We start from the raw sequence: 11,780 nt of genomic DNA, 5'->3' as shown, positions 1-11,780 counted from the left end.
TATCGCTATGACGATGTTGGGCGACAGGTTGCGCGTGAGGATGAGCATGGGGCGCTGACCCAGTATCAGTGGGACAGCGTCGGCCGGTTGATTCTTGTCGTACTTCCTGGCGGCGCAACGCGGGAATTCAGCCACAACCCCTACGGAAAAATCACCTCTGAACGTAATGAACTGGGCCACGTCACCCGCTACGAATACGCCGACGGCCTACACCTCATCAGCCGCCGCATTAATTCTGACGGCACCCAGGTCAACTACCGCTACGACAACACCCGGTTGCTGCTGACCGAGATCGAAAACGAAGTCGGTGAAACCTACCAACTCGACTACCACCCCAACGGATTGATCAAGCAGGAAACCGGTTTTGATGGTCAGCGTACGGCTTACGTCTACGACCTCAACGGCAACCTGCTGGAAAAGACCGAACACGGTGACGATGGTAGTCAGCTAGTCACCCGCTACGAGCGAGACCCTTCCGGCCGCCTCGTACGAAAAACCCTGCCCGACGGCGAAGTTGTTAATTACGCCTACGACCGCCAAGGCAACCTCCTCAGCGTCGACGACGGCCATTGGGCGTTAGCCTACGAATACGATGCCCAAAACCGCCTCACCGCCGACCACCAAGGCTGGGGCACCTTACGCTACGGCTACGACGCCTGTGGCCAACTGAAAAACCTGCGGCTGCCGGATAACAACCGCCTCACCTTCAACCACGACAAAAGCGGCCACCTCGCCACCGTCGAGCTGAACGGCAAAACCCTCACCTCTCACCTGTTCAAAACCGGAAAAGAACGCCAACGCCAACAAGGCCAGCTCCTCAGCCACTACGACTATGACGACCAAAACCGCCTGCACGCCCACGCAGTCACTCAACAGGAGCACAAGCTCTACCGCCGCCACTACGACTACGACAAATCCGGCAACCTCACCCGCCTGCTCGATACGCGCAAAGGTGAACACCACTACCACTACGATCCCCTCGCCCGCCTGACTCGAGCGGATCACTCGCAAGACGTGCAAGAGCGCTTCGGCCACGACCCGGCCGGCAACCTGCTGATGCAGGACCGACCCGGTCCGGACATCGTGGCGGGAAATCGGTTGGTGATTCAGGGCGATCATCATTATGACTATGACGCGTTCGGCAATCTGATCCGCCAACGGCGCGGTAAAGGCCATCAACTTGTCACCGAATATCGCTACGACTGTCAGCACCGCCTGATTGGTATCACCCAGCCAAACGGGCAAACGGCTAGCTATCGTTATGACCCGTTTGGTCGGCGTATCAGCAAAACCGTCGACGACCTAATCACGGAGTTTTTCTGGCAAGGCGACAAGCTGGTTGCGGAGCATCACGCGGACAGGCATCGCAGCTATATCTACGAGCCGGACAGCTTTCGGCCCTTAGCACTGCTGGAAGGTTTTGGCCCGAAAGACACCCAGCCCTTCCACTACCAGCTCGACCACCTCGGCACCCCGCAGGAACTCACCGCCCCCGACGGCGAAATCGTCTGGTCAGCGCATTACCGCGCCTACGGTGAAATAGCCCGTCTAGACGTCGGGAAAATAGACAACCCGCTGCGCTTCCAAGGCCAATACTTCGACCCAGAAAGCGGACTGCACTACAACCGACATCGCTATTACAATCCGGATATCGGTCGCTACCTGACACCCGACCCTGTGAAGCTGGCAGGTGGGATCAACGCGTACCGGTACGCGCCCAATCCTACAGGGTGGGTTGACCCACTAGGACTAAGTTGCAAGCTTGGAGACTGCCCCGATTCAACGGGCAATCAGAAAAAAATTGCGTCTGCTGGGATATTAACGACACACGAGAAGGCAGGGGGGCACCTAATTAGAAAGCATGTCGAAAGGACAGATGAACAGCTACTGGCAAGATTCGAGTCAGAACCTAATATTCCAGCGTCATCTACGTTCAAAACTCTCGAGGAGGCTGAAGCTATAGTTTCTAGAAGCTTGGCGAACCACCAACAAAAAATAATAAACTTTATAAACGGAAACAAGAGCAAACTCATAATTAAAGACAGCTCAAGCCAACCCGTAGGAGTTAGCATATTAAAAGACACTGAAAAATCCATACCCGTCTATAGTTTTTTATTGGTTTTAAAACGCGCTCCAAAGATGCCAGATGGCTATTTATTGCTAACCGGATACCCAGAAAAATGAATGATCAAATCACAGAGCTCCAACAGTTTCTTGGAGCCTATTTCAACCAGGACTGGGCGGAAGAACACTCATCCGCTGATGAGGTTATCGAGTCATTTCTACTGGACTCATCTTGGGATGTAATCATCACAGTAAAACAGGAAATCTTAGAGCTGATAAGCTCTTATAAAAATGAGTTAGGTCTTCAAGAAAAATTATTGTATGAATATAGCTGCTACTACTACTATCCGAACCAATGGGCATCCGGACCGCTATGGCTGAATCATATAGTCAACAAATTCGATGAACACTTACTTAAAACAGTCAAATAAAAAATGGTAGTTTTTGGGCTGCTCCGCAGCCCAGCGGAAGCAAGCTAGCTCACCACCAGAGAAAGATGCTTCTCTGAAGAACAGCCTAAAACCTGCGGCGAGCAACCTCTCTCACCACAGGATCACAAGGCCAAATCAAATCCCCGCCAACGCCAAATCCATCGCAAAGTAAGTAAAAATCAAATCCGCACCCGCACGCTTGATCGACCCCAACGTTTCGCGCACCACCCGCGCCTCATCAATCGCCCCTGCCTGGGCACCAAACTTGATCATCGCGTACTCACCACTCACCTGATACGCCGCCACCGGCAAACGCGAGGCTTCGCGGATGTCGCGGATGATGTCGAGGTAGGCACCGGCTGGCTTGACCATCAGCGCGTCTGCGCCTTCCTGCTCATCGAGCAGCGATTCGCGCACGGCTTCGCGACGGTTCATGGGGTTCATCTGGTAGCTTTTGCGGTCGCCTTTGAGCGCGCTGCCGCCGGCTTCGCGGAACGGGCCATAGAGGGCCGAAGCGAATTTGGTGGAGTAGGCCATGATCGGAATATGCGTGAAGCCCGCATCGTCCAGGGCGCGGCGGATCGCTTGGACTTGACCGTCCATGGCGGCGGACGGTGCGATCACATCAGCACCGGCGCGGGCGGCGGCCACGGCTTGCTTGCCGAGGTTGACCAAGGTCGCGTCGTTGTCGACGTGGGCGCCGTGCATCACGCCGCAATGGCCGTGGTCGGTGTATTCGCAGAAGCAGGTGTCGGACATCACGATCATTTCCGGCACGGCGTCCTTGATGATCGAGGACATGCGCGAGACCAGGCCGCGTTCTTTCCAGGTGTCACTGCCGTTGGCGTCCAGGTGGTGGGACACGCCGAACGTCATTACTGACTTGATCCCGGCGCGGGCATAGCGCTCGATCTCAGCGGCCAATTTCTTTTCAGGAATACGCTGCACACCCGGCATGCTGGTGATCGGCGCAAAGTCGTCGATTTCTTCTTCGACGAAAATCGGCAGTACCAAATCGTTGAGGGTGAATTCGGTTTCCTGGAACAAGCCACGCAGCTCCGCAGAGCGGCGCAGGCGGCGTGGACGGGCTTGGGGGAACTGGCTGGTCATGGCTGTCCTGAATAGCGGCAGAAATAGTTGGGGCGAAAGCTTATGCCCCTTGGCCCCGGCAGCACAAACGCCAAGGGGCCAACAGTGTATTGCGCAGCTCGTAACAATTCATTGATCTAGAGCTGTACTCGCCCTTCGATGCACACCGCAACCGCACCACCGACCCAGATTTCATCGCCATGGCGCTCCACCCGTATACGCCCGGCGCGCCCCATGGCCGTGCCTTGGCTGACCACGTAACAATCGGGCGCCAGCCCCTCGCTCAACAACCATTGGGCGATACCGGCATTCAGGCTGCCAGTGGCGGGGTCTTCCTGAGCGCCGTCGCCGGCGATAAAGCCGCGGACTTCGAAGTGCGTGTCCACGGCGTCGCGCGCCGGGTCACAAGCTGCAATGACGCCAATCGCCAGACCGTGCAGTTGCGAGTAGTCCGGGCGCAAAGCAAGCACTTGGTCACGATCGGCCAACATCACCGCCAGCCAGCCCGCGCCATTGTCGACCCATCGACTGCTCACGATGGCTTCGGGCGCCAGGCCCAAACCCAGGCGCACGCGCTCAAGCAGCGGTGCATCCACCGGGCCGGTGCGCAACAACGGCGGCGCAATGAACGCCAACTCGCCGCCTTCACGACGGACACGCACCAGGCCGATTTCGCACTCCTGGATAATCTCATCGCCCTTCGGCACGCCGCCCGCCTGCAACCAGGCATGGCAACTGCCCAGCGTCGGGTGCCCGGCGAACGGCAGCTCTGTGAGCGTGGTAAAAATTCTTACCCGATAGTCAGCCCGAGGATCACGCGGCGTCAGCAAAAACGTGGTCTCGCTCAGGTTGGTCCAGTTAGCAAAATCGGCCATCTGCTGGTCAGTGAGGCTGTCGGCGCCCAGCACCACTGCCAGTGGGTTGCCCTTGAGCGAAACGCTGCTGAATACATCCAGTTGCTTGAAATCAAAAGTCGGCATGCTTCAACGCTCTCGGGTCACGCAGGTATGTTCAAACCACGAATTACCGCCGGACGTGCGACAAAGCCGTCCAGCGCGCGCAGCACATTAGGAAAGTCGGCGATGCCAACCAGATCGCCGGACTCATAAAAGCCGATCAGGTTGCGAATCCACGGAAAGGTGGCGATGTCGGCGATGCTGTACTCGTCACCCATGATCCAGGTGCGGCCCAGCAGGCGTTTTTCCAGCACTTCCAGTAATCGCCGGGACTCGGCGACATAGCGATCACGCGGTCGTTTATCTTCGTACGCCTTGCCGGCAAATTTGTTGAAGAACCCGACCTGGCCGAACATCGGGCCGATACCGGCCATCTGGAACATCAGCCATTGAAGGGTTTCATAGCGGGTGGCCGGGTCTTCGGAAAGCAGCTGGCTGGTTTTTTCCGCCAGGTAAATCAGGATCGCACCGGATTCGAACAACGCCAGCGGCTGACCGCTCGGGCCGTTGGGGTCGATGATCGCGGGAATCTTGTTGTTGGGGTTCAGGGACAGAAACTCCGGGGACAACTGGTCCTGGGTCTCGAAATTGACCTTGTGCGCCTCGTAGGGCAGGCCCAGCTCTTCAAGCATGATCGACACTTTGACGCCGTTGGGCGTGGGCAGCGAATACAGCTGCAAACGCTCCGGATGCTGGGCGGGCCATTTGCTGTTTATCGGGAAAGCGGCGAGTGCATTCATCGGGAAATCCCCAGGCGGAAAGCCCCCATGATAGCCACCCCACCGCCGTCCTGCATGGGTCATCATTGCGCAACATAACCACGCTATCGTGCGCGCAGGCGAACCAAAATGCCGATATGCACTCTTAAGTGCGCCATTACGGTGAAAGGAGACACCCTGTTACAACGACACGGAATAACCGCAGGACGCCGGATGCGTCGCTGGGTCCCGGCTTGTCCGCCTTAATCCGATGCACTGAAGACTCGAACCTAATGACAATCAAGCCTCTGTGCCTTGCGCAACGCCTTAAACGTTATTCATACATCATGTTGCCGCTGCTTTTGGCAGGCGGCGCCATCGGCCTGAGCCTGGAGTCGCGCATCAGCAGCGCTGGCCCGGTGGATGGCGTGCAAACCCTGGTATTTCTGCGCCACGGCGAAAAACCCGTCGGCGGCCTCGGCCAGCTCAATTGCCAGGGCCTGAACCGCGCGATGAACCTGGCCACCGTGCTGCCGGAGAAATTCGGCAAAGCCAATTTCGTGTTTGCGCCCAACCCGACGCGGAATGTCGAGGAAGGCGAGCACGATAATTCCTACAGCTACATTCGACCACTGATGACCATCAGCCCCAGCGCGATCAAGCTGGGCCTGCCGGTGAACATCAAATTCTCGGCCAACGACACCAGCGCCCTCGCCGACGAACTGGTGGAAGACAAGTATCACAACGCGATCATCTACACCGCCTGGTCCCACGGCTACCTGCCGGAATTGATCAACAAAGTCGCCAGTGAGGCTTCGGGTGAAAAACACACCATCACCGACGATTGGTCGGGCAGTGACTTCGACACGCTGTATGTGCTGACGCTGACCTGGCACAACGGCAAGGCGTCGCTGCTGAGCCGCAACTACAAGCAAGGCCTGGATAACGGCCAGCAGACATGCCCGGATGCAACTCAGGTCAGCGCAGATATCTGAAGCCGGCGCGGCACAAGCGTATGATGCGTCGCTATTGAATCATCTGCGGATCAGCACCATGCCCAACCTCCTCTCCACCCAGCCCAACCGGGGCTGGTCGTTCTGGTGGAAACCAGCGCTGTTCCTGCTGGTGGCCTGCATCGGCCTCTACTACGTGAAATGGTCGCCCTACTACCTCAAGGCATTCGTCGCGGCGGATAACCACAGCATCGGTGCCTCGATTCTCAATGACCAGCAAACCGCGCCCCTGACCGCCGCGCTGGCCTACGCCCAGGTGTATTTCCTGGCGATCTGGAAAGCTGCCGTGCTGGCGGTGATTCTGGGTTCGCTGCTGCAAGTGTTGATTCCCCGCGACTGGCTGCTGCGCCTGTTTGGCCGTGCCGGGCTGGGTTCGACCCTGCGCGGTGGGCTGTTCGCCCTGCCGGGGATGATGTGCAGTTGCTGCGCGGCACCTGTGGCGGCGGGCATGCGCCGTCAAAACGTGTCGGTGGGTGCGGCGTTGGCGTTCTGGATCGCTAACCCGGTGTTGAATCCGGCGACGCTGGTGTTCATGGGCTTTGTATTGGGCTGGGGCTTTACCGCATTGCGGCTGGTGGCGGGGATTGTGCTGGTGGTCGGGGTGTCGTTGGTGGCACAGCGCATTGCCCGGCCCGATCAGGTGCCCGAAGCCGCATTGAACGCGGTCGCCGACGCCAGCCTCAGCGAATCGCAACCGTTCCTGAGCCGCTGGTTGCGCACCTTGTGGCAGCTGTTCTGGAGCACGATCCCGATCTACATCATTGCCGTGCTGGTACTGGGCGCCGCGCGGGTCTGGCTGTTTCCCCATGTCGATGGGGCCATGGCCAACAGCCTGATGTGGCTGGTGCCACTGGCAATCGTCGGCACGCTGTTCGTGATTCCTACAGCCGCCGAAATCCCTATCGTACAAACCATGATGACCCTGGGCATGGGCACCGGCCCGGCCGTGGCCTTACTGATGACCCTACCGAGCGTGAGCCTGCCGTCACTGTTGATGCTGCGCAAGGATTTCGATGCGCGAGTGCTGGTGACGGTGGCCGTGCTGACCATGGTAGTGGGCGTGGTGTGCGGGTTGATCGGGGCGGTCATCCTGTAGATTTCGGGTGAGGTTAAAGGCGCTTTCGCGAGCAAGCCCGCTCCCACATTTGACCGCGTTTATCCGATAGGAACGTGGTCGAAATGCCGGGGCGGGCTTGCTCGCAAAAGAGGCCCTTAACCACCGCTGATTATTCTGCCTTGCCACTGCGCTCGCGCAAGTACTCCACCACGGCGCCCTGCTCGCCCGCAAACTCGATCCGCGCACCTTTGCGTTCTCGCTGAAAGGCATACATCGGGTCGTAGTACTCACGCAGCAAACCTTCGATCCACACCCGGTGCAGGTCCACGGCACCACTGCGGGCCTGCTCCGCCAGGGCATCTTGCAAGATCGCCTGCAGCCGCTGGAAGCGCTCGCCACCCAGGCGTTTATGGATATTGGCCAGGCTCTGGGTCAAGCGCTCGGCGAACAGTGCCTGACCGTTTTCGCCAAACACCTGAATGAACTCGGCGCAGAGGTCGACCACATAATCCCGCAGGATTCGTTCTACGCGGCCTTCAACGCTGTCTTCCAACCACACCATCGAAAACATCTGCATGCTCTGGTGCAAGGGTAACGGCAGCGCACAGCTGCCGATCATGCGGCTTTCGTCCTCGACCACGAATTGCTCGATACCACCCGCGCGTTTTTTTAGCAGGTCCACAGCCAAACGGTTTTCGAAGTCGATGTTGGACGGCTGCGCGGTGGCGCGCTTGCCAAAGCTGGAGCCGCGATGGTTGGCGTGGCCTTCCAGGTCCAATGCGTTGCGCAATTGGCCGAGCACTTCGGTCTTGCCGGTGCCGGTCATGCCGCCAAGCAGCACAAAATCACACTGCGCAGTGGCCTGCTCCAGCGTTTCCAGCAGGAAAGTACGCATGGCCTTGTAGCCACCGCCGACTCGCGGGTACTCGATACCGGCTTCGGTCTTCAACCATTGCTGCACGATCTGCGAACGCAGCCCACCGCGGAAGCAGTACAAGTAGCCGTCAGGGTGGGCCTCGGCAAACTGCGCCCACTGTTCAATACGCTCGGCCTTGATCGCGCCGGACACCAGTTCATGCCCCAGCACGATAGCGGCTTGCTGGCCTTGCTGTTTGTAACAGGTACCGACCCGCTGGCGCTCGTCGTCGGTCATCAGCGGCAGGTTGACCACACCGGGGAATGCGCCTTTGGTGAACTCGATCGGCGCGCGGGTATCCATCATTGACCGGTCGTTGAGGAAGATGTCGCGGTAGTCGGTGATGTCAGTCGCCATCAAAACACCTCTACCGCGTGAGTCTGTCGCTCAACCAGTTCGCCGATGGGCTCAAGGCTCAGGCCCAGTTCGGCGGCCACGGTGTGGAATTCGGCGTCGCCTTCGGGGGTAACGGCGATCAGCAGGCCGCCGCTGGTTTGCGGGTCACAGAGCACGCGCTTGTGCAGTTCTTGCAGGCGCCCGAGCTTGCTCGAATAACTGTCGAAGTTGCGCAAGGTGCCACCGGGCATGCAGCCCTGATCGAGGTAGTCCTCGATCCCGGCCAGGCGTGGGACCTTTTGGTATTCGATGCGCGCCGTGAGACTACTGCCGTCAGCCATTTCCACCAGGTGACCCAACAGACCGAAACCAGTGACATCGGTCATGGCGGTTACGCCGGCCAACTTGCCGAAACGACTACCAGGTTTGTTGAGCGTGCACATCCAGTCACGGGCCAGGCCGATATCCGCTTCGCGCAGTTTGCCCTTCTTCTCGGCAGTGGTAAGGATACCGATGCCCAGAGGCTTGGTCAGGTACAGCTTGCAGCCGGCAGTGGCGGTGTCGTTACGCTTCATGTGGCGTTTTTGCACGATGCCGGTGACGGCCAGACCAAAGATCGGCTCTGGCGCATCAATGGAGTGCCCACCGGCCAACGGAATACCGGCGGCGTCGCACACCGAACGGCCGCCACGGATGACTTCGCGGGCAACTTCCGGCGCCAGTACATTCACCGGCCACCCCAGAATGGCGATGGCCATCAACGGGTCGCCGCCCATGGCGTAGATGTCGCTGATTGCGTTGGTGGCGGCAATACGGCCGAAGTCGAAGGGATCATCGACAATCGGCATGAAAAAATCGGTGGTGGAGACCACGCCGCGCTCGTCATCGATGGCGTACACCGCCGCGTCGTCGCGTGAGGCGTTGCCGACCCACAGGTTGGGGTCGAGGTTCTGTGCGCCGCTGCCGGCAAGAATCACTTCCAGCACTTGCGGTGAAATCTTGCAGCCGCAACCCGCGCCGTGGCTGTACTGGGTGAGGCGAATCGGCTCGTTCATGGTGGACCTCAAGGTAACAAGTGCGCAGATTCTATCAGACAGCAAAAAGCCGGCTGGGCGCTTGTGAGCTCAGCCGGCTTTTTGTGTTTCTGGCGTTACTGCCTCGCGGCGAGCAAACGCTGGTGGCGATTGCGTCGTGCAATGTTCAAGCACTCAATCGCTGCCGAGAACGCCATGGCCGCATACACGTAGCCTTTTGGCACATGGGCGCCGAAGCCTTCGGCGATCAGCGTCATGCCGATCATGATCAAAAAGCCCAGGGCCAGCATGACCACGGTCGGGTTGTCGTTGATGAACTTGGCCAGCGGTTCAGCCGCCACCAGCATCACGATCACCGAAACCACCACAGCAATGATCATGATCGGCAAGTGCTCGGTCATGCCCACGGCGGTGATGATGCTGTCGATGGAGAACACCAGGTCGAGCAGCAGGATCTGGCCGATGGCCGCGGCGAAGCCAATGGTCACGGCATTGCTGACGGTTTCTTTCGCCTCTGGCTCGGGGTCCATGCTGTGATGGATTTCGGTGGTCGCCTTCCACACCAGGAACAGGCCACCGGCGATCAGGATCATGTCCTTCCACGAAAACGCCTGGCCGAAGATTTCGAACACCGGCGCCGTCAACTGCACGATAAACGCGATGGTACTCAACAAGCCCAGGCGCAATACCAACGCCATGCTGATACCAATGCGGCGTGCCTTGGCCCGATGCTTCTCGGGTAATTTGTTGGTGAGAATCGAGATAAAGATCAGGTTGTCGATGCCCAGCACGATTTCCATCACGATCAAGGTGGCCAGTGCGATCCAGGCGGTGGGGCTGGCGGCCAGTTGTAAAAGGTAATCCATAGGTCAGTCCTGACGTTGTGCTGGGAAGTTAGGCTTCTTTGCTGTTCGATTCGGGTTCTTTTTCTTCCTGATCATCCTTTTTTTGCGGGCTGATCAAGCCTTGTGTCGCTTCACTCAATGCCTGCTCGGCGGCCTTATGGGTGTCATCGATGGCTTGCTTGGCGGAATCAGTGGCCTTGCCGAGCACTTGCTGGGCGCTTTTTTCCACCTGATCACAGCCGCTGACCATTACCAATGAAAGCGCAAGCAAGGACGCGGCGCCCAGGGAATTGAGTTTCATGATGTATTCCTCGTTAGAACCAGCGGGTCCAAATAGTGGCCCCTCGATAGCGAGGCATTCTATGCAGGCGAACAGTTCAGGAAAATTCGTATTTTTCTGACGTATACTTCGTTTTTTACGAAGTGTAGACCGTGATGCTCAATTACCGACAACTGCATTACTTTTGGGTGGTGGCCAAGACCGGCAGCATCGTGCGCGCCTGTGAGCAATTGAACCTCACGCCGCAGACCATCAGCGGTCAGATCAGTCTGCTTGAGCAAACCTTTGGCATCGCGCTGTTTCAACGCGTCGGGCGCCAGTTGGAACTGACTGAGGCCGGGCGCCGCGCCCTGCCCTACGCCGAGCAGATGTTCCAGACCGGTAATGAGCTGGAGGCGTTGCTGCGCGCAGAGCCAAACGAACAGCAGATCCTGTTCCGGGTCGGCGTCGCGGACGTGGTGCCTAAATCCATCGTGTACCGGCTGATCGCGCCGACCATGGAGCTGAGCGAACCGATCCGCATCACCTGCCGCGAAGATAAACTCGACCGCCTGCTGGCCGACCTGGCGATCCAGCGCCTGGACTTGGTGATTTCCGACAGCCCCATGCCCACACATCTGGACATCAAGGGCTACAGCCAGAAGCTGGGCGAATGCGGTATCAGTTTTTTCGCCACCCAGGCATTGGCTGACAGGTATGGCGGCGACTTCCCACAATGCTTGCAGGGCGCACCGCTGTTGATTCCGGGAGCCGAGACGGTGGTGCGCAGCCGCTTGCAGCGCTGGTTTGCCGAGCAGAAGATCCAACCGAAGATCATCGGCGAGTTCGACGACAGCGCCTTGATGCAGGCATTCGGGCAATCCGGCAGCGGCATTTTTATTGCCCCCAGCGTGATTGCCGATGAGGTGGTGCGCCAGTATGGCGTGGCACTGATGGGCCAGACCGATGCGGTCACCGAGTCGTTTTACGCGATCTCGGTGGAACGCAAAATCAAGCACCCCGGCATTGTGGCGATTACCGAAGGGGCAAGGCGCGAGCTGTTTACCGCCCTGCCCTGAGGG

The 11,780-nt window shown here is 58.6% G+C and carries 12 protein-coding genes; 5 read left to right on the top strand and 7 right to left on the bottom strand.

Annotated elements, in window-relative coordinates:
• Together AACU78_RS04950 and AACU78_RS04945 are read left to right on the top strand one after the other, a co-directional pair.
• Nucleotides 1-2,184: RHS repeat-associated core domain-containing protein (locus AACU78_RS04950; protein ID WP_146151469.1), on the top strand; the 2,184-nt coding region annotated here is incomplete at its 5' end.
• Nucleotides 2,181-2,495 carry a contact-dependent growth inhibition system immunity protein gene (locus AACU78_RS04945; RefSeq protein WP_106580108.1) on the top strand — a complete coding sequence of 105 codons (315 nt, stop codon included), beginning with the start codon at nt 2,181-2,183 and terminating at the stop codon, nt 2,493-2,495. The genes AACU78_RS04950 and AACU78_RS04945, both read left to right, overlap by 4 nt.
• Before the next feature lie 135 nt (nt 2,496-2,630).
• On the opposite strand, the gene hemB is transcribed toward AACU78_RS04945, so the two are convergent.
• The 3 genes from hemB to AACU78_RS04930 all read right to left on the bottom strand — a co-directional run bounded on the left by hemB (nt 2,631) and on the right by AACU78_RS04930 (nt 5,280).
• Entirely contained in the window at nt 2,631-3,605 is a 975-nt protein-coding gene (hemB, locus tag AACU78_RS04940) for a porphobilinogen synthase (RefSeq protein WP_106580107.1), read from the bottom strand.
• Nucleotides 3,606-3,721: 116 nt separating this feature from the next.
• Nucleotides 3,722-4,564, bottom strand: coding sequence for a PhzF family phenazine biosynthesis protein (locus AACU78_RS04935; RefSeq protein ID WP_106580106.1), 843 nt, complete (start codon nt 4,562-4,564; stop codon nt 3,722-3,724).
• Nucleotides 4,565-4,581: 17 nt separating this feature from the next.
• Nucleotides 4,582-5,280 carry a glutathione S-transferase N-terminal domain-containing protein gene (locus AACU78_RS04930; protein ID WP_106580105.1) on the bottom strand — a complete coding sequence of 233 codons (699 nt, stop codon included), beginning with the start codon at nt 5,278-5,280 and terminating at the stop codon, nt 4,582-4,584.
• A gap of 251 nt (nt 5,281-5,531) precedes the next feature.
• Between AACU78_RS04930 and AACU78_RS04925 the strand changes: the two genes are divergently transcribed.
• Both AACU78_RS04925 and AACU78_RS04920 read left to right on the top strand, forming a co-directional pair.
• Entirely contained in the window at nt 5,532-6,233 is a 702-nt protein-coding gene (locus tag AACU78_RS04925; RefSeq protein ID WP_106580104.1) for a histidine phosphatase family protein, read from the top strand.
• Between the two features lie 58 nt (nt 6,234-6,291).
• Nucleotides 6,292-7,347 (top strand): permease, encoded by a 1,056-nt coding sequence (locus tag AACU78_RS04920; protein WP_106580111.1) that lies wholly within the window; start codon nt 6,292-6,294, stop codon nt 7,345-7,347.
• A gap of 130 nt (nt 7,348-7,477) precedes the next feature.
• On the opposite strand, the gene mnmH is transcribed toward AACU78_RS04920, so the two are convergent.
• The 4 genes from mnmH to AACU78_RS04900 all read right to left on the bottom strand — a co-directional run bounded on the left by mnmH (nt 7,478) and on the right by AACU78_RS04900 (nt 10,740).
• Nucleotides 7,478-8,581: a tRNA 2-selenouridine(34) synthase MnmH gene (gene mnmH, locus AACU78_RS04915; protein WP_106580103.1), complete on the bottom strand. Its 1,104-nt coding sequence runs from the start codon at nt 8,579-8,581 to the stop codon at nt 7,478-7,480.
• A complete protein-coding gene (gene selD, locus AACU78_RS04910) occupies nt 8,581-9,615 on the bottom strand; it encodes a selenide, water dikinase SelD (protein ID WP_106580102.1) in 1,035 nt (344 codons plus the stop codon). Before selD ends, mnmH begins: the two co-directional genes overlap by 1 nt.
• Before the next feature lie 95 nt (nt 9,616-9,710).
• The gene (locus tag AACU78_RS04905; protein WP_106580101.1) at nt 9,711-10,460 is read right to left on the bottom strand and encodes a TerC family protein; all 750 of its coding nucleotides are present in this window, start codon (nt 10,458-10,460) and stop codon (nt 9,711-9,713) included.
• Between the two features lie 28 nt (nt 10,461-10,488).
• On the bottom strand, nt 10,489-10,740 hold the full coding sequence (locus AACU78_RS04900; RefSeq protein ID WP_106580100.1) for a hypothetical protein: 252 nt from the start codon (nt 10,738-10,740) through the stop codon (nt 10,489-10,491).
• A gap of 134 nt (nt 10,741-10,874) precedes the next feature.
• On the opposite strand from AACU78_RS04900, the gene nhaR reads away from it, so the two are divergent.
• The gene (nhaR, locus tag AACU78_RS04895; protein ID WP_106580099.1) at nt 10,875-11,777 is read left to right on the top strand and encodes a transcriptional activator NhaR; all 903 of its coding nucleotides are present in this window, start codon (nt 10,875-10,877) and stop codon (nt 11,775-11,777) included.
• Nucleotides 11,778-11,780: the final 3 nt, after the last annotated feature.

The sequence above is a fragment of the Pseudomonas sp. R9.37 genome, from assembly GCF_963878885.1.
Lineage (GTDB): Bacteria > Pseudomonadota > Gammaproteobacteria > Pseudomonadales > Pseudomonadaceae > Aquipseudomonas.
The sequence above is the reverse complement of the archived record's forward strand: the minus strand, read 5'-3'. Positions and strand labels throughout refer to the sequence as shown.

Excerpts from the sequence above, each read along its gene's own strand:
- AACU78_RS04930 (WP_106580105.1), bottom strand. The coding sequence starts at position 5,280 with ATGAATGCACTCGCCGCTTTCCCGATAAACAGCAAATGGCCCGCCCAG.
- AACU78_RS04900 (WP_106580100.1), bottom strand. The coding sequence starts at position 10,740 with ATGAAACTCAATTCCCTGGGCGCCGCGTCCTTGCTTGCGCTTTCATTG.
- AACU78_RS04920 (WP_106580111.1), top strand. The coding sequence starts at position 6,292 with ATGCCCAACCTCCTCTCCACCCAGCCCAACCGGGGCTGGTCGTTCTGG.
- AACU78_RS04945 (WP_106580108.1), top strand. The coding sequence starts at position 2,181 with ATGAATGATCAAATCACAGAGCTCCAACAGTTTCTTGGAGCCTATTTC.
- AACU78_RS04935 (WP_106580106.1), bottom strand. The coding sequence starts at position 4,564 with ATGCCGACTTTTGATTTCAAGCAACTGGATGTATTCAGCAGCGTTTCG.
- nhaR (WP_106580099.1), top strand. The coding sequence starts at position 10,875 with ATGCTCAATTACCGACAACTGCATTACTTTTGGGTGGTGGCCAAGACC.
- mnmH (WP_106580103.1), bottom strand. The coding sequence starts at position 8,581 with ATGGCGACTGACATCACCGACTACCGCGACATCTTCCTCAACGACCGG.
- selD (WP_106580102.1), bottom strand. The coding sequence starts at position 9,615 with ATGAACGAGCCGATTCGCCTCACCCAGTACAGCCACGGCGCGGGTTGC.
- hemB (WP_106580107.1), bottom strand. The coding sequence starts at position 3,605 with ATGACCAGCCAGTTCCCCCAAGCCCGTCCACGCCGCCTGCGCCGCTCT.
- AACU78_RS04905 (WP_106580101.1), bottom strand. The coding sequence starts at position 10,460 with ATGGATTACCTTTTACAACTGGCCGCCAGCCCCACCGCCTGGATCGCA.
- AACU78_RS04925 (WP_106580104.1), top strand. The coding sequence starts at position 5,532 with ATGACAATCAAGCCTCTGTGCCTTGCGCAACGCCTTAAACGTTATTCA.